At 39.0% G+C, this 17,658-nt stretch carries 17 protein-coding genes, 2 tRNA genes and 1 pseudogene; 6 read left to right on the top strand and 14 right to left on the bottom strand.

Annotated elements, in window-relative coordinates; all coding sequences use genetic code 11:
- Positions 1–48 precede the first annotated feature (48 nt).
- The 3 genes from F931_RS17410 to guaA all read right to left on the bottom strand — a co-directional run bounded on the left by F931_RS17410 (position 49) and on the right by guaA (position 3,185).
- The gene (locus F931_RS17410; RefSeq protein WP_016142512.1) at positions 49–456 is read right to left on the bottom strand and encodes an OsmC family protein; all 408 of its coding nucleotides are present in this window, start codon (positions 454–456) and stop codon (positions 49–51) included.
- Positions 453–1,400: a pirin family protein gene (locus F931_RS17415; RefSeq protein ID WP_016142513.1), complete on the bottom strand. Its 948-nt coding sequence runs from the start codon at positions 1,398–1,400 to the stop codon at positions 453–455. Before F931_RS17415 ends, F931_RS17410 begins: the two co-directional genes overlap by 4 nt.
- A gap of 216 nt (positions 1,401–1,616) precedes the next feature.
- On the bottom strand, positions 1,617–3,185 hold the full coding sequence (gene guaA / locus F931_RS17420; RefSeq protein WP_016142514.1) for a glutamine-hydrolyzing GMP synthase: 1,569 nt from the start codon (positions 3,183–3,185) through the stop codon (positions 1,617–1,619).
- 385 nt (positions 3,186–3,570) lie between these two features.
- Here guaA and F931_RS17425 point away from each other — a divergent pair, with 385 nt between their 5' ends.
- On the top strand, positions 3,571–4,788 hold the full coding sequence (locus F931_RS17425) for a DUF445 domain-containing protein (protein ID WP_171067955.1): 1,218 nt from the start codon (positions 3,571–3,573) through the stop codon (positions 4,786–4,788).
- Positions 4,789–4,852: 64 nt separating this feature from the next.
- Here F931_RS17425 and F931_RS17430 read toward each other — a convergent pair whose 3' ends face one another.
- Positions 4,853–5,290: a DoxX family protein gene (locus tag F931_RS17430; protein WP_016142516.1), complete on the bottom strand. Its 438-nt coding sequence runs from the start codon at positions 5,288–5,290 to the stop codon at positions 4,853–4,855.
- A 194-nt stretch (positions 5,291–5,484) separates the two neighbouring features.
- Between F931_RS17430 and dedA the strand changes: the two genes are divergently transcribed.
- Positions 5,485–6,126, top strand: a complete 642-nt coding sequence (gene dedA / locus F931_RS17435; RefSeq protein WP_016142517.1) for a DedA family protein — start codon at positions 5,485–5,487, stop codon at positions 6,124–6,126.
- Between the two features lie 7 nt (positions 6,127–6,133).
- Here the strand turns inward: dedA and F931_RS17440 are convergent, their stop codons facing one another.
- The 5 genes from F931_RS17440 to bolA all read right to left on the bottom strand — a co-directional run bounded on the left by F931_RS17440 (position 6,134) and on the right by bolA (position 8,967).
- On the bottom strand, positions 6,134–6,724 hold the full coding sequence (locus tag F931_RS17440) for a LysE family translocator (RefSeq protein WP_016142518.1): 591 nt from the start codon (positions 6,722–6,724) through the stop codon (positions 6,134–6,136).
- Positions 6,725–6,938: 214 nt separating this feature from the next.
- On the bottom strand, positions 6,939–7,325 hold the full coding sequence (locus F931_RS17445; protein ID WP_016142519.1) for a hypothetical protein: 387 nt from the start codon (positions 7,323–7,325) through the stop codon (positions 6,939–6,941).
- A 10-nt stretch (positions 7,326–7,335) separates the two neighbouring features.
- Positions 7,336–8,178, bottom strand: a complete 843-nt coding sequence (locus F931_RS17450) for a ParA family protein (protein WP_009387679.1) — start codon at positions 8,176–8,178, stop codon at positions 7,336–7,338.
- A 76-nt stretch (positions 8,179–8,254) separates the two neighbouring features.
- On the bottom strand, positions 8,255–8,647 hold the full coding sequence (locus F931_RS17455; protein WP_016142520.1) for a SirB2 family protein: 393 nt from the start codon (positions 8,645–8,647) through the stop codon (positions 8,255–8,257).
- A gap of 11 nt (positions 8,648–8,658) precedes the next feature.
- Positions 8,659–8,967: a BolA family protein gene (bolA, locus tag F931_RS17460; RefSeq protein ID WP_016142521.1), complete on the bottom strand. Its 309-nt coding sequence runs from the start codon at positions 8,965–8,967 to the stop codon at positions 8,659–8,661.
- Between the two features lie 230 nt (positions 8,968–9,197).
- Between bolA and F931_RS17465 the strand changes: the two genes are divergently transcribed.
- Together F931_RS17465 and F931_RS17470 are read left to right on the top strand one after the other, a co-directional pair.
- Positions 9,198–9,273, top strand: a tRNA-Gly gene (locus F931_RS17465).
- 45 nt (positions 9,274–9,318) lie between these two features.
- Positions 9,319–9,394 (top strand) — tRNA-Gly (locus F931_RS17470).
- 177 nt (positions 9,395–9,571) lie between these two features.
- On the opposite strand, the gene F931_RS17475 is transcribed toward F931_RS17470, so the two are convergent.
- Together F931_RS17475 and abaR are read right to left on the bottom strand one after the other, a co-directional pair.
- Positions 9,572–11,425: an alpha/beta fold hydrolase gene (locus F931_RS17475; RefSeq protein WP_016142522.1), complete on the bottom strand. Its 1,854-nt coding sequence runs from the start codon at positions 11,423–11,425 to the stop codon at positions 9,572–9,574.
- A 384-nt stretch (positions 11,426–11,809) separates the two neighbouring features.
- Positions 11,810–12,526 carry a LuxR family transcriptional regulator AbaR gene (abaR, locus tag F931_RS17480; protein ID WP_016142523.1) on the bottom strand — a complete coding sequence of 239 codons (717 nt, stop codon included), beginning with the start codon at positions 12,524–12,526 and terminating at the stop codon, positions 11,810–11,812.
- A 635-nt stretch (positions 12,527–13,161) separates the two neighbouring features.
- On the opposite strand from abaR, the pseudogene F931_RS0103950 reads away from it, so the two are divergent.
- Both F931_RS0103950 and abaI read left to right on the top strand, forming a co-directional pair.
- A pseudogene (locus F931_RS0103950) lies at positions 13,162–13,579 on the top strand (DUF4902 domain-containing protein).
- A gap of 63 nt (positions 13,580–13,642) precedes the next feature.
- The gene (gene abaI, locus F931_RS17485) at positions 13,643–14,209 is read left to right on the top strand and encodes an acyl-homoserine-lactone synthase AbaI (protein WP_080649529.1); all 567 of its coding nucleotides are present in this window, start codon (positions 13,643–13,645) and stop codon (positions 14,207–14,209) included.
- Positions 14,210–14,345: 136 nt separating this feature from the next.
- Here abaI and shiA read toward each other — a convergent pair whose 3' ends face one another.
- From shiA to F931_RS17500, 3 genes are all read right to left on the bottom strand, one after another.
- On the bottom strand, positions 14,346–15,707 hold the full coding sequence (shiA, locus tag F931_RS17490) for an MFS transporter (RefSeq protein WP_016142525.1): 1,362 nt from the start codon (positions 15,705–15,707) through the stop codon (positions 14,346–14,348).
- A 121-nt stretch (positions 15,708–15,828) separates the two neighbouring features.
- Positions 15,829–16,854 (bottom strand): enoyl-CoA hydratase/isomerase family protein, encoded by a 1,026-nt coding sequence (gene hibcH, locus F931_RS17495; protein ID WP_016142526.1) that lies wholly within the window; start codon positions 16,852–16,854, stop codon positions 15,829–15,831.
- Between the two features lie 12 nt (positions 16,855–16,866).
- Positions 16,867–17,640, bottom strand: coding sequence for an enoyl-CoA hydratase (locus tag F931_RS17500; RefSeq protein WP_016142527.1), 774 nt, complete (start codon positions 17,638–17,640; stop codon positions 16,867–16,869).
- Positions 17,641–17,658 lie beyond the last annotated feature (18 nt).

Consider the following 17,658-nt stretch of genomic DNA (forward strand, 5'->3'; position numbering starts at 1 on the left):
CATTTGTGGGATGGATATAAAATCATCCACCTCAACAAAATAGCATTTTTACGCTGTAACGAGCACAGTATGAATGTCTAAACTACGTAACAAAGTTTTAGTGACTGGGGTTTTCCCACACACCAACAAGATTTTTTGTTGAAGTTCTTCATCGGGTAAGTCTTTAAAAACAATACGACGTTCAATATGTTCCTCATGCTCTCTATTGGTATGAAAATCGATTTCAACCGAAAATTCACCAAAATCATAACCCTTATGCTTTGCATACATTCTTAAAGTAATGAGCGTACAAGCGGCCAAACTTCCAGTGAGTAAATCATACGGCGCTGGACCTTGATCTTGTCCTTCCAACTTCTCTGGCTCATCACAAAAATATTGATGGCGACCACTCGTGATTTCACCCTTCCATTGTCCAGCAAGGGGCTTTGCTTTACTGCTTGCGATTACTGCTGTCATTTTGATGCTCTCATTTGATCTGAAAGAACAGGTGCTTCTAAACGCGCACCTACATAATCTGGAATTTCACCAAAACGCGCATCATGGCTAATCCATTGCTCACGGGCTTCTTTTAAATCATCCATTGTACGTGCAACAAAGTTCCACCATAGCAAAATTGGAGTTTCAAACGGTTCACCGCCAATCAAAAGAATACGATTGCCTTTTTTTACTTCGATCTCGATTTCACTAAGACCAGTATCTAAGACCACCATGTTGTCAGCAGTTAACTCGTGGCCATTCACATGGGCAACACCTTCAAGCGCCATAAAACCGTATTCATAATTAGGGTTTAGTGGAATACGAGTTTTTGTATCTTGAGTAGCAATTAAATCAACACCAACTAACGGCGTATGGACCACAACTGGAGAAGTCGTTGCTAAATACTCACCGACAAGCACAGTAAATTCTAGACCATCTTTTTCAACTACAGGGAGTTCAGGGTAATGTTCAAATTTCGGATCCATATTGCGCTTATCATCCGGTAAGGCAATCCAGAGCTGAGCAGCGTGCATTTGAGTTTCTGTATCAGGTGCAACTTCTGTATGTGAAATTCCGTGACCTGCTGTCATTAAGTTAACTTGCTTAGGACGAATGAGTTGTTTTGAACCTAAGCTATCGGTATGCATCATGGTGCCTTCAATCATCCACGTGAAGGTTTGCAAACCAATATGAGGATGAGGACCAACATCTAAACCATCGCCCGCTGGAAAAGTTACTGGGCCCGCATGATCTAAGAAACACCACGCACCAATCATTCGTTTTTGGCGGCTAGGTAAAGCCCGCTTAATGACTGTCCCCTGTCCAATTTCAGCAGAGCGAATTGGAAATTCTTGAATAAATTGATTGGCAAATTTCTCGCAATCCTTTGAATCAGAAATATCGTAATCATTATTATTGCTCATGATATTACTCTCTTTTACCTATGCTTTTGCAATGAGTTGTTCTAATGATCTTAACAATACACTCATTATTCAATATAGTCTTTTAGTAATACACAGGGTGCTATGAATGAGACAATCAAAGTTTTTAATTACAGAAAATTAATTTTCATCTTTAAAAGTTAAGTAATAAAAAAGGACGCTAATGCGTCCTTTTCTTTACCAACAAACAGAGGAAAATTATTCCCACTCAATTGTTGCTGGTGGTTTAGATGACACGTCGTATACAACACGTGATACATCTTTAATTTCATTCATAATACGCGTTGAGATTTTATCAACCAATTCGTATGGTAAATGTGCAAAACGAGCTGTCATAAAGTCAACTGTTTCAACTGCACGAAGTGCAATCACCCATGCGTAACGACGACCATCACCTACCACACCAACTGACTTAACCGGTTGGAATACGGCAAATGCTTGAGCAGTTTTATCATACCAACCACTGTCGCGAAGCTCTTGCATGAAGATGTCATCAGCAAGACGAAGAATATCTGCATATTCTTTTTTCACTTCACCCAGAATACGAACGCCTAAACCAGGGCCCGGGAATGGATGACGGTAAATCATGCTGTGTGGCAAGCCAAGTGTAGTACCTAATTTACGTACCTCATCTTTGAACAAGTCACGTAATGGCTCTACCAATTCAAATTCTAAATCGTCTGGTAAACCGCCCACGTTATGGTGAGATTTAATAACGTGTGCTTTACCTTGTTTGCTTGCAGCAGATTCGATTACGTCTGGGTAAATCGTACCTTGCGCCAAGAATTTCACGCCATCAAGTTTACGTGCTTCTTCAGCAAAAACTTCAATGAACTCACGACCAATAATTTTACGTTTTTTCTCTGGATCAACTTCGCCGGCCAATGCAGTTAAGAAACGTTGTTCAGCATCTGCACGAATAACACGGATACCCATGTTTTCAGCAAACATTTGCATCACTTGGTCACCTTCGTTTAAACGAAGTAAACCGTTGTCAACGAATACACATGTTAACTGGTCGCCAATTGCTTTATGTAAAAGCGCAGCAACGACAGATGAATCAACACCGCCAGAAAGACCTAAAAGAACTTTTTCATCACCGATTTGTTCACGTAATTGCTCTACGCGTAAATCAATGATGTGTTCAGGTGTCCAAAGTCCACCACATCCACAAATTTTATGAACGAAGTTTGCAAGTAACTCTTCACCTTTTGCCGTGTGCGTTACTTCTGGGTGGAATTGCACGCCATAGAAACGACGTGCTTCATCACTTACAGCAGCAACTGGACAACTTGGTGTGCTTGCAGTAATGCTAAAGCCTTCTGGAATCTGGCTAACTTTATCACCATGACTCATCCAAACATGAAGTTGGTTTTCACGGTCTTGTAAGTTACCAATCAGTTGGTCGCGTTTAACGATATCAACTTCAGCATAACCAAACTCATGCACAGTACCCGGCTCAACTTTACCGCCTAACTGTTCAGACATGGTTTGCAGGCCATAGCAAATACCCAATACTGGAACGCCTAACTCAAACACCACTTGTGGTGCACGAGGGCTGCCTTCTTCATGCACACTCTCAGGTCCACCTGACAAAATAATGCCATTTGGCTTAAAAGCGCGAATGTCTTCTTCAGACATATCAAAAGCATACATTTCAGAGTAAACACCAGCTTCACGCACACGACGTGCAATGAGCTGACTATATTGAGAGCCGAAATCCAGAATCAGGATACGATCTTCAGTAATTTGAGTATTGGTAGTCATGACAAACCACTAAATGGCAAAAGAATTAAGCGCGCCATTTTAACATTTTTCACGCTTCGGCGCACCGCAAATCATCATATATCTTATTTTTTTCATATCAGAATCATTTCTACAATTAGATTGTTTGATATAAATTAAAATTTACTTATATTTATCAAATATATGGCGTAGACTTAAAAACTCTCTGTGTATTGATAAATTCATCACATTCTATGCAACATCACCATGAATTTGATGATAAGATTACCCGATAAAACAGGCATTACCATGGAAAGGTAAATACCATAAGCGATATTTGTCTGTGCTTAAACAATTATCCATTTTTATGGCTTGTTGCCCCCTATCAAAATCAATAGAAATCTAAGGAACAACAATGCTTCAAACTATGATTGCAGATTTCCAGCAACATTTTTGGTTGTATATCTCTATTCCTTTTATGAGTGGTTTAATTGGCTATATCACCAAAGTGATTGCTATCCAGATGATGTTTTCGCCACTTGAATTTAAAGGTATTAAACCATTTTTGGGTTGGCAAGGTATTGTGCCTCGCAAAGCAGAAAAGATGGCAACTATTGCTGTTGAACTCATGACAGCCAAGCTCATTAAACCTGAAGAAATTTTTGCACGCCTAGATCCTAAACGTATTGCCAAAGAAATAGAAAAACCACTACTTGCGGCAGCTGAAGATATTACCCGCGACGTCGCTCAAGAATATCAGCCCGGTTTATGGGAAGGCATGCCAGAATTTGCTCGCCAAAGACTTATTCGTCGCGTGCAATCCAAAGCACCGGAGATTGTTGAACACATCATGAGTGAAGTACAGCGTGATGTGAACCGATATTTTGATATTAAAAACTTAGTTATCAGCAACTTACTTAAAGACAAACGCCTACTCAACAATATTTTTAAACGCGTAGGCAAACAAGAATTTAAATTTTTCAGTAATGTTGGTTTTGTATTTGGTTTCGGTATTGGTGTGATTCAGATGTTGTGCTGGATTGTCACTCAAGGAAAGTATCCTTGGATGCTGCCAATGTTTGGTGGCTTTGTTGGTTTTTTCAGTGACTGGATTGCACTGCAAATGATGTTTAGACCGCTCTATCCTAAAAAGATCTTGGGTTACACATGGCAAGGGCTGTTCATTAAACGTCAAAATGAAGTTGCAGCTGACTATGCAGCTTTAATTTCAAAACAGCTTTTAACTTCACGTCATATGATGGAAGAGCTATTTTCCGGTACACATTCTGCACGTGTTATTGATCTGGTTAACCGCCATGTCAAACAAGAAATTGATATGCAAGCTGGGGTGATTCGTCCCTTAGTTGTATATGCAATTGGCGGAGAAAAATATCAGAATATGAAATCACAAGTTGCTGAACGTATTATGCAACAGCTTCCAGAGACGATGAAATATGTAGAGTCTTATGCAGAAGATGCTATGAATATTCGCAGCACACTCATTGAACGTATGCAGAAATTAACACCTTCTGAATTTGAAGGGATGTTACGTCCTGCATTTAAAGAAGATGAGTGGGCCTTAATTGCTGTCGGTGCAGTGCTTGGTTTCGTGGTTGGAGAATTGCAAATCCAATTTATGCTCTAATTTTTAAAATAAAGAAATAAAAAACCGGATGAATTGCTCATCCGGTTTTATTTTGTCTTGAATATTATTTCTCGATTGCATGATCCAAACTAATACGTCCAGCGCCATGAAGCATCAGAAAGAATAAACCGCCTGCCATAGCTAAGTTTTTCATAAAATGGATGCCATTGTTATATTGCGCCGCTGCATCAGCCCCACCTTGGTGAAACAAGAAGGCAGTTAAAATACTGAAGATACCAAGTCCAAAAGCTGCAAAGCGTGCTTGGAAACCAAACAATAAGGCTAAACCACCACCAAACTCAACCAAGATAACTAATGGGAGAATTCCACCCGGAACACCCATGGCTTCCATATATCCTGCAGTTGCTGCATAACCCGTAATTTTCCCCCAACCAGCAACAATGAAGATATAAGCGATAAGAAGACGAGCAACAAGGCTAATAAAACTATCTGCGCCTGATTGCGTTACGATATTTTTGACCACCACATTTGGATTAAACATTTTGCCACCTTTATTTAAATGCTTATTTATTGATGAGCTCATTCTAGGTATAGGACATTGATAATTAAATACTCAAAATCCATATATATCGTTGCACAAACAGGATGATCAATTTGTATATTTTTGATGTTTTATACTGACTTTCTATAGGCTCACTGCTAGGATTTGAGCACGGTTTACCACTTAAACATCTCATGGAACTTCTTGATTTTATTCTACACGTTGATCAGCATCTCGCCGAGTTTATTACAAATTACGGGACGTGGATTTATGGCATTTTATTTTTAATTATCTTTGTCGAAACCGGTTTAGTGGTCATGCCGTTTTTACCGGGCGATAGTTTGTTATTCGCAGCCGGTGCTTTAGCAGCCTCTACTGGTGCGATGGATCCATGGTTGTTAGGGACTCTACTCTTCATTGCTGCGGTTTTAGGCGATACGGTGAACTACCATATTGGGCGTTTTATCGGTCCGCGTGTGTTTGAAATGAATTCCAGATTCATTAATAAGCAACATTTAATTAAAACTCAAGAATTCTTTGCTCGCCATGGTGGCAAGACAATCATTTTTGCTCGTTTCGTTCCATTTGCCCGTACCTTTGCACCTTTTGTTGCTGGTGCCGGCAGCATGAACTATAAGTTTTTCTTAACTTATAATGTGATCGGAGCATTTTGTTGGGTCGCTTCTTTTGTGACGTTAGGCTATTTATTTGGAAATATGCCAATCGTTAAAGATAACTTCACCCATCTTATTTTTGGCATCATTATTATTAGTGTTTTACCGGGTATCATCGGCTTTATTCGTGAAAAACTAAAAAACCGGAAAGCCAACGTTTAAGATTGATTTAGAAGAAACGGAATACCACCGGAAGCATACATAAAATGAGTAACATAGCCGATCCTTTATATAAATGATCGGTTTTTATTTTTTGCATTGAACCTGTCAATAGAGCACGTCCAAAAATCATCCAGAAACTCGCCGCAGGAATAAGAGTTAAAGTAAAAGCGGCAAAAACCATAAGAAAATTTTCAGGCGAATTCCATGTTTCAGCTGGGAAAATACCTGCAGCAAATAGTAAAGATTTCGGATTTCTCAAAGTTGAGAAGAATAATTGACGTGGGCGAATATTACGGTGAGTTTGACTAAATTCTTGTAAATGGTTGGTTTTCCATAAACGAAATGCCATCCAGAACACATAGATCACACTTGTAATATGCAAAATGAGCAGTAGCGCAGGCCAAACTGGAGCTGCCAAATGAATGAATACAGCCCAAAAGCTAATACCATAGGCATAGCCTAACCATTCCATTGGAATAAGCCAAAATGCTTTAGTTAAACCTTGAAAATGAGCAGCGGTTGCAAGTAAAGCATTTGTCGGCCCCGGAATGAGCAAAACAGCCAACATTGCCAATACAAAAAACCAACTCTCAATCATAAAGTTTCCATAATATCCAAGATGGGGCCACCTTAAACGAAACAGGCAAAATATAGCAAGTTTATGAAGCTTTTTGATTACAGAAAACGTAGGTTTTTAGAAGCTTAAAAATGTATAACTGATTTATTTATATTGATTTTATTATGAAACATTTTGCTAAACTTTATTCATCACAATATGCTTTTATTAGCATATTATGATGTCAAATTGGCTATTAATTCGTCTTTTTCCGAACAATAATTGGACAATTCTTGAACTGAGCAGCCTGAACAATCGCTTCTTGTTGGCCTAAAACACGTGAAAGTTCGGTGTTTTTTGTTGAAGAAGATTGCCCCATATTTACAGAAATAGAAGGCCCGAATCCCCAACCGCCTCGTCCCCAGCCACCCCCGAGTCCAAGACCAACACCCATACCAGTACTTTTTGGAGTTTGCACCCCATTGTCGATATATTGCTGAATACGGTTATATTCACTTTGTAACTGTGGGCAGCTCAAAGATTGATATTGTGTCGGAGACACATAAGTCGGTTTTACCGTTGTAGCACATGCGCCAAGGAGTAAAGTGGCTGCCACCAAAGGCGCAATATATAAGCCTTTCATCATTTTTCTCTTATCGTTTTGGCTCAATCTCACCAAATAATGTCTCATAAGCCTGAGTCAATTTATGTTCTGGTGCCAAATGGGCCAAAGGTAAATTTTTCTGATGCGATTCTTTCATTAAAATCGAAGGCGGTAACATGCTATTAAGCACAGGCAACCCTTCATCTTTTAACTGCTGAACCACTTCCCGAGGTAATTTTGCTTGGGATTGGAATTGATTCACCACAATTCCCTCAATTTCCAAGCGATCATTATGATCATCTTGCGTTTCGAGAACATTTTCAATCAATGTTTGTAACGCACGCTTTGAAAAAACATCACAATCGAAAGGAATGAGTACCTTATCTGCCGCAATGAGTGCAGACAAAGTAAAGAAGTTAAATGCTGGTGGCGTGTCTATATAGATACGATCATATCGTCCAACTAAGTTTTGGATCGAATCACGTAATTTATAAATTTTATGTTTACTTTCAAGTGCATGCTCAAGCGCACCAAGTGTAGGGCTAGCTGGAAGCACATCTAATTTTGCAAAAGGAGTTGAATGTACAAAACTGTCGAGATCTTTATTTCGTGGGGCTTTTAAAATTGAACCTAGCGCATTACCGATTAGACCTTTTTGTTGATTGTTCCCCAACACATCTTCAAAAAAGTTTTCGATATTCGGTTCTAAAATTGATTTTTCAGCAGAATAGGTCGCTTCATCGCCTAAGAGATACTGACTAGAGTTGGCTTGAGGATCAAGGTCAATCACTAATGTCCTTAAACCATGTTTGGCACTAATTGCAGCCAAATTTACAGTAATACTTGATTTCCCTACACCGCCTTTTTGGTTAAACACCACACGAGTTAACATTTTTCCCTCTGCATATTTTTTTACTGTATGCAGTTTAACCTAGAGCTTAATCAAAAAGGCAAAGAATGTAGAACAATTAAGCAAAAACAGGTTTCACAATCACTAAAATAATAATAGCAATAAATGCAATCGCACTAATGATCAAACCTGCACGGCGCTGTGCCAATAAAAGAGTGTCATCTTTTTTAAAGGCTTTCATGAGAGAAGATAACAGCACTAAAAATAAAATAATTTTAGCGTAAAACCATGGCTGTACTTGAAAGTCCTTCATGACCAATAAAGTTGCACCCGTAATAAAAACTACGGTAAACGACAAATGTTGTAAGGCAACTAATACTTTACGCCCTGCTGGATTGGGCTGCTGGCCTTGCACACCTATAAACAGTGTAGAAGCGCGCAAAACAAACACCATAAGTGCGGCAGCTACCGTAATCATATGAATAATTTTAGTGAGTAAATGTGCATCCATGGAATTAACCCTTAGTTTTTAGGTGCATGTGCACATTCTGGGCTAGCAGGTGCTTGACCTTGCCATTCACTTGGCAAGTAGGCATGAATTGCTAAAGCATGAATTTGGCCGGGATTCATTAAGTCTGAAGCTAAGGCATAAACCTTCTGATGACGTTGAACCAAACGTAACCCATTAAATTCATCGCTCACTATAATCACTTTAAAATGAGATTCTTTACCGGGAAAATAACCACCATGCCCTGCGGACTCATTGATGACTTCTAAATGGCTAGGGGCAAGGTTTTGTAACCGTTCAATCAACTGTTGTTCAAGGCTCATAGCTTTTCCTTTTACGATTATTCGTATATTTGAACCTAGTATACCCTGTCTACACATAAACAAAAGTTGCTCTTGTATGCTTTGGCTCCAAACAAAATGTCTATTTATTCGGCAACTTAACAATAAAAATACCCCTAAATACTCATTTCTGTTTTTATTTTATGCAATCAGCATAATTATTTGCATAAAGTTGTTGACCCATGTTTCGCTTAATGTATTATAAGCGGCACGCGGGAATAGCTCAGTTGGTAGAGCATAACCTTGCCAAGGTTGGGGTCGCGAGTTCGAGTCTCGTTTCCCGCTCCAAATTGGTTTTTTTTGAGAAAGTTTTCGTAAAAACTGCTTATATATGCGGGAATAGCTCAGTTGGTAGAGCATAACCTTGCCAAGGTTGGGGTCGCGAGTTCGAGTCTCGTTTCCCGCTCCAAATTTAAAAGGCCCTAGTCGAAAGCCTGGGGCTTTTTTCTTTTCATTGATTCATAATTTTTTTATGGTCTATCTATTTACATGATCCATTGTAGGGAAATAGCTCCAGACCAAATGAAATTTCGTAGTATCCTTAAAATGAAATAAATATAAATCTAGACTTGGGCACGATCAGACATTAGGAAGCGGTAGTGCTGTTGTATTTCATCAGAACAGATGCGAGATAGTCAGAAACCGCATCTACATGTGTAACGTGTGGATTATGGCCTGCGCCAGCGATAGTATGTATAGGGATATCTGAGCTTATTGTGGTAACAATTGGATCTTTATCTCCCACAATGATTTCAACTTTAGAACTAAGTTCGTTTAACAAAGCTGTCTGAGTTGCTCGCTGCTGCGGCAAACTAATACGGTACATATACTCACTAATATGCTTGGCTACCGACACTCGACGTAATGAATCCATCGCATATCTCACTGACGGATTTTGTTGTCCATCTGGATGTAGGTCTTTAGTAATCATATCTTTTGGCACAAAACGGAAAATCAGATTAGATATAGTTTTTATCTGAAACATTTTAGCGGCCTGTGTTTGAACAAAATAAGGCGATATAAGGATAAGACGTGCAACTTTATCTGGATATTTCTTTGCAAGATTCAATGCAAAAAGACATCCTAACGAATGTGCAATAACAACACTATTTGGCGCTAAAAGCTTTGCAGCGGCATCCATAAATTGATGGTTGTTGTCTTCCATCATCTCATAACTGCCTGAACGACCAAGTCCCGGCAGGTCCATCATAGCGACCTGATCGTATGTGATTTTATTGATGATTGGAGACCAGCATGCACTATCAAATGGAATCCCATGTAAAAATAATGCAGATGATGTGTCAGAACTAATCGGCTGTTTAGTATAGATTTCTGTCCAATATCGATTCTGATAGCTGAAATGACTAGGTGTTGATACTTGCATACGACCAAAGCGTGTAAGCACCAAACGATCAACCCAACGAGAAAAATAAGGAGTGACATTGATCAGGTCTGCGATGCCCATTTTCGCTGCCATCGCCTCTGCCCCAGCAACATGATAGTGCTCGGTAGAAATGAAAGAGAGTTGTTCTTTAGAACCATCAAGTAATACCTCAGGTAATTTCTCTAATAGACCTTTGGGTACTTGTAAATGTGGTGTGCTAACTCCCAAATGCTCGGCAGCTAGGTGAACGAGACGATGAAATTTCGGCGTCGAAGGATCAAGCAACATATACTCCTGAGCAATAGTCTCAGGATAAGACATCGTTCGGATCAAAAAGCTCACGATATACTGCATATTGCATAGTGGCAGGAATGTGTCACGACCACCTGGCAATGCCAGCAGACGCCCCTGATAGAGCTTATCAATCATGTCAGCAATACCGATATATTGCATATCGCCATAGTTATAAAAACCATCAATGACTGTGGCTGGATTGATTGCAGTCCATGGCACATTTAAACGCTTACAGGCTTCAATGAAAGCTTGATAACCCAAAATTTTTGAAGCTTCATAGCCACCATGTTTGCAATACAACTCATCAGCCGATTCTTGCGGCGGAGCAGCCACACGATACCCACCAATCCAGATAAATCGCTCAAGCTGCGTCAATGTTGCAGCCCATTCAATCAAAGTAAGCCCTGACTTAATATTGGTACGCTCAGCTTCAGCTTTGCTAATGCCCCAATTAAATGATGCAGCCAGATGATAAATCACATGGATCTTTGTCTGAGCATCTAATAGTAAAGAGCCCAGCTTAAAATCGCGGCTTAAATCATATTCGACAAATGAAATAGACGGATCGACCAGCCCTTCTGCTGCAATGAAACCTAACAGCTTATCTTTCTTGGTTGCGACATTACGCAGCGCAGCAATCACCTGATGACCTTCATGCAGAAGCTCAACGATTAATCTACTACCAATAAAACCCGCTGCACCTGTTACTAATATGGTCTTCCGTGAAAAATTATCTTTTTTTGCGTTATTTAAATTATCCATAAATCACCTTATTAGGGACTATAACAAGGGGGCTTGATATTGAATTCGCATATTCATCTATATATTTGAGAGATTGAATTCCATCAGTTTTCTGTCCTAAATACTCAGAAGCTTTTCTATTTTCATTCAAAGATTTTATGATCACCCCAAGTTGCAATACTACTATCTATACCTATTAAAATCATAATTTCCCTAATTAATCATACTCAACCTTCAAATTAGGTTATTCTTCAATTAAAGTACCAGTTATCTATTTTAATAAAAATAAATTCAAATTTTATTTTATGTACTAATATCTTTTATTACACCTGTAAATATTTACAGGTTGATTTATATTTATCAAAAAACTACTTTATAGCCTTTTTCTTGATTATTTCTATAATTCTATAAAATCCCTAACATCACTGCCCGGATAGCAGCTGAAATTTTATTATTCACATTCAGCTTCTGCATTGAATTTACGAGATGAAAATTTACTGTTCTTTCAGTCACTCCAAGTATCTGAGCAATCTCTCCTGACGTTTTACCTTCAGCTGTCCAACGTAGTACTTCTTTTTCACGATTGGTTAAATAAAGATTAAACCGAGCAAATTCTGTGTCATTCATAATTTTAGCAATACTAGAATGCACTGTTTGAGACAGCCAATACATATTTATAGATTGAGATTTCTGCTCTTTTTCTGATAACTCCTCAACGGATCTTGCTAACGTTAACATCCCACGCGTACCGATAAAATCACGGCTTGATTGTGCCCAGCCAAAATTTAAATTATAAGAACGCGCATCTTCCCAGAAATCTTTTTGTGCTTGTGTCTTCGCAGATTGGCTCGACCAGACAAGTGGTTGGAGTGACATCATACAATGTTGTACGGTTGGATCTATCCTCACATACTGCCCTTCCATATAACGCTTCTGCCATGCTTCTGGATAATTATTCAACATAACTGTTTTTGGTTCGGCAATTGATAAGGGTGATTGCATACCATAAGCACAATAATCAAATCCGAGCTTTAAAGCTGTGGACTTAACGATTTCAAACAATTGATATTCATTTTGTATAATCAGAGATGCTGACAGTAGATCTTCTTGCCAATTTTCCATTTTCCCTCATTAGTCCTCGTTCATAAATTATTTTTACGCAGTTGCATATTGTGAATTCATACTCCAATTAACAACATTTTTTAGCCTGAGAGAGTTTTAAATTATTCGGGTAAAATAGTTTCAGAAAGCTTTATAAGGTTGTTATACTGCATGCGCAGATTATGCTTTAAAATATTAAATTTTACAGGACACATTTTATTCCAAAAAATGATTATTTTGGGATTACAAAACAAGCCCATTATTTAATCCAATTTACATATTCTTATTAATTTAATTAAATAATATTTTTATTATCTCCTAACACCCATATTATTCCAGACTAATCACAAGAGAAATCAGCAATCTTTAAAAATTAAAAAATCATATGATTTTATTACAATTATTTTTTAAACAATGAACTAGAAATTATTTATTATATATATAAACCATTTTGTTTATAATATTTAAATATGTGGTTTTTCTATTAAGAAGGAAAAATTCTTAATTTCCACTTAAATAACCCCTCCTCTCAAGAATAGCTTAATATTGCGTGCTATCTGTCTACAGTTAACCGGTTAAAGATAACAGTATTTTATTGGCAATAATTTATGTTATGTATCTATTGAACCCCAATTCAAGTAATTTGAACAGGTAGCATGGTCACCGTCTCCTCTCATTTAACAATATCAACAGATAGTTTTAATCGAATGAATAAAAACCAGCTTATGAACTATACACTCCACCATCTCATATCTATTGTTGAATCAACGCAAATGGAAGATTGTCAAACTCTACATTATGATTTTACTGAGTGAGCAACCTCACTGATCCCAGCTTTAAGTACTGGATGGGACTGGGAATTTATTGAATACAATGGCATCACGAGCATAAAACGTATTGGCCTACCTCGAAGTAATATCATGATTGTTGATCTATATGGTACAGATATTGGATGTGCTCTGACTGACACACTAATCAAAAAAGAAAATTGATACTCTGTTCTGGGAACAGTTCATTTATGGCCAAATCAATATAACCCAAACAAACGCTAAATTAACTCCATCTTTCTTTTAGAAACCTGTAAATTCTTACAGTTACCGCTTTCCCACCTGTTAAGTAAAGTCACTTGAAAAATAAGTGGAAACACTTGTAATGAATGTTATTGCTGGATTCCAAAACAATTTTTCAGAAGTCCTATATACCAAATTTAAAATTTACCGCTACAAAGTATTTGTTGAACATTTGGGTTGGGAGTTGAACTGTCCAAATAATGAAGAACTAGATCAGTTTGATAAATTTGATACCGCTTACGTCGTCGCTCAAGATAGAGAATCCAATATTATTGGCTGTGCCAGACTACTACCCACAACTCAGCCCTATTTACTGGGTGAAATATTTCCTCAATTAATGAATGGAATGCCTATTCCTTGCTCACCAGAAATTTGGGAATTATCAAGATTTTCAGCCGTAGATTTCTCGAATCCACCGACCTCTGCTAATCAAGCAGTGTCATCCCCAGTCTCTATTGCTATTCTGCAAGAAGCGATCAACTTCGCGAGAGAACAAGGTGCAAAACAACTCATTACGACCTCACCTCTTGGGGTAGAGCGGTTATTACGTGCCGCGGGTTTTCGCGCCCATCGTGCAGGACCGCCAATGGTTATCGATGGATATGCCATGTTTGCATGCTTGATTGAAGTGTAGTTTGTTAAATTAAAGTCTAAGAATATTGGTGACATAGCAAAGATGAAGGTCTTAAGCCCGAATCTCGTTTCATTCGCTAAATTTCAAAAGTCCTAGTCGAAAGACTAGGGCTTTTTTCTTATCCCTATATTTAGAATTAAGAATGTTCTGTTATTTTTGTTTTCAGACTTAAGCTTTCTTTTTTCGTTGAATACTCATCCGTTTTATAACTCCAATCACGTGGCATAAATGAGGTCGATATAATTGCAACCACTGCCATACTTCCAATATAAAGCATAATTAAGTATGGATTGCCTTGCCCAACACTCAATAATTTAGTCGCAATCATCGGTGCTAAACCGCCACCTAATACGCCAGCCAACTGTACCGAAATTGAAATTCCACTATAACGAATTTCCGCAGGAAATTGACGGGCAAAAAGCTGAGCTTGTGGTGCGTACATAATGGGAAAGACCACGCCAATTGCTAAAACAATTGCTGTCCAGACTAACACAGGGTCTTTTGTGTTGAGCATGGTGAAAAATGGATAGCAGTAAAGTGCCAATATGCACAGTCCAAACATAAACATATTGCGTTGGCCAACTTTATCTGACAAATGTCCACATAACGGTGTCATAAATAGAATGACTACTGCACCGCAAATGGTAGCAAACAAAATATCTTGGCGTGGGATTCCAAGCTGTGCAGTGGTATAAGCCAAGGTAAATGTTGAGGCAATATAGAACCATGCATTCTCGGCAGCGCGAGCCAAAATAATGGTGATGAGTTGCTTTGGATGGTTTTTAAAAACTTGTAAGGCAGGAACTTTGACTTCTTCGGACTGCTGTTTTACTTTTTCAAAATCTGGTGACTCAGGCACTTTCACTCGAATGTACCAACCTACTGCTAGTAAAATAATGCTGGCAAGAAATGGTAGACGCCAACCCCAACTAAATAGAGCTTGTTCAGGTAATAACGACACCAACCCTAGTGCAATTGAGGCCAGCATTAAACCGCCGCCGGTACTGGCTTGAGGCAAACTACCCCAGAATCCTTTACCACCTTCGGGTGCATGTTCAACAGCCATAAGCACAGCACCGCCCCATTCACCACCCATTGCCATACCTTGAATGAATCGTAAGACAACCAAACAAATTGCAGCCCAGTAACCAATTGATTCGTAAGTCGGTAATAAGCCAATCAGTACCGTTGGGATCCCCATGAGCATCAAGGTCAGTAGCAACATCGATTTACGACCAATCTTGTCACCAAAATGACCAAAGACTAAACCGCCTAATGGTCGCCCAATAAACCCCACTGCATAGGTTGCAAATGCAGCAAGCACGCCTGTAAGGGCATCCAGATTTGGGAAAAATAATTTGTTAAAAATCAGTGCCGCTGCCGCACCGTAAATAAAAAAGTCATACCACTCAATGGTGGTGCCGACCATGCTTGAGATGCCTGCTAATCGATGTGACGACTTTTTAGTATTTGAACCGTTTCCATGTACTGTTTGCATCGTAATTTCCTTTTTTAGATTTTCTTGTTTTGTCTTTTTTATGCTTATGACCAGTCCTGACCATAAGCATTTTCAGGTCACGCTTTATCTCCTTAAGCTTTTTATGTTTTTGTAATACGGTTTAGCTCAATTTTTCTAAAATTTGCTCTAGCTCCGGATTACGTTCTTGCCACTGTGGTTGTTTATCTTTATCGACAATGAGTGCACGAACACCTTCAATAAAGTCACCATGCTCAAACCAGATGTCCTGTAAATCGCGTTCAAGCTGCATACATTGTGGTAAAGAGAGCCCACGGCCTAAATGTTGTAGTTTCAAACTGGTTTGTTTGGCTATAAATGAGCGCTGCTGCAAAATGCTGAGCATCTTGCTTGCCCAAGCTTTTAAGCTTTCATCTTTTTCATTTTCAAGACTTTGCTCGATTTCATCTAAATGCTGATATCCGAAGTGTTTACGAATACCTTCTGTCAACTGTTTGAGCTCACTTTCAGCTGGGCGAGTAATAAATCGGGTAATGATGTGTTCAATTCCCTCTTTGCTTAAACTTGGTGCTTCAACGAGAGCATTTTGCAAAGCTTGTAACTGCTCGCTTGGTACATGGTAGTCAATTAGGTCGAGGTAGAGTGCATCACTACTGCTGATCTGCTCTCCCGTAATTGCCATATAAACGCCAATATCATCAAGGCGAGACAGGAAATGCGTTGCGCCCACGTCTGGAAAAAAACCAATCGCTGTTTCAGGCATGGCAAATCTGGACTTTTCGCTGCTCACCACAATGTGACAAGCCTGAGCCAAGCCAAAACCACCACCTAATACATAGCCATCAAGTACAACGATGATCGGTTTTGTATATTCACGCATTGTATTGAGCATTTTATATTCAGCACTAAAGTAACCTTTGTAATCGGCCGTGCCATTTTTATAACTGTCATAGAGATAGCGAATATCTCCACCTGCACAAAAGGCTTTCGGGCTATTCGATTTGATTAAGATAGCCTGAACAGCAGCATCATTTCGCCAAAGTTCCAATTGGGCACCAATGCCTTCAATCATATCTAGCGACAATGCATTGAGATGAATCACACGGTCTAAGGTAATCACGCCGAGCTTACCTTGTTGCTCAATCATTAAGTGATTTTCTGTATTCATTTTATTGATCTCTTATTGATTTTTAAAATTCGCCTTTCGTTTTTCAACGAAAGCCTGCATTCCTTCTTTTTGGTCAGATGTTGCAAAAATTGAATGGAACATACGTCTTTCAAAACGTAGGCCTTCAGTGAGATTCACCTCAAAAGCTCGGTTAATGGTTTCTTTAAGCATCATGTTGGCAGTTAAAGATCGTGCTGCAATTTTCTCTGCAGCTTGCAAGGTTTGTTCAAGTAATTCTTCTTTGCTAAACACACGTGCAACTAAACCACTTTGCTCTGCTTCTACAGCGCCCATTTGACGAGCGGTAAAACACATTTCCATCGCTTTGGCTTTACCAATTGCATGGGTTAAGCGCTGTGTGCCACCAATACCTGGAATTACCCCTAAAGTCACTTCAGGCAAACCAAACTTGGCGTTGTCAGCACAATAGATAAAGTCACACATGAGTGCCAATTCACAGCCGCCACCTAACGCATAGCCGCTGACAGCTGCAATTAAAGGTTTACGGCGCTGTGCAATACGGTCTGCAAGATGGAAAAAGTCATCAAAATAAATATCAGGGAATGCTAAATCAGCCATTTCTTTAATGTCGGCCCCTGCGGCAAAGGCCTTTTCAGAACCTGCCAATACCATACAACCAATTTCGCGGTCTTTTTCGAGCTGATCTAATGCCTGATTAATTTCACTAATTAATTCACTGTTTAAAGCATTAAGCGCTTGAGGGCGATTTAGTGTAATCAGTCCAACCCCATTACGCTTTTCTAATAAAATACTTTGCCACTGCATTATTTATTCCTTGTTCTA

The organism is Acinetobacter pittii ANC 4050 (assembly GCF_000399685.1).
Classification (GTDB): Bacteria; Pseudomonadota; Gammaproteobacteria; order Pseudomonadales; family Moraxellaceae; genus Acinetobacter; species Acinetobacter pittii_E.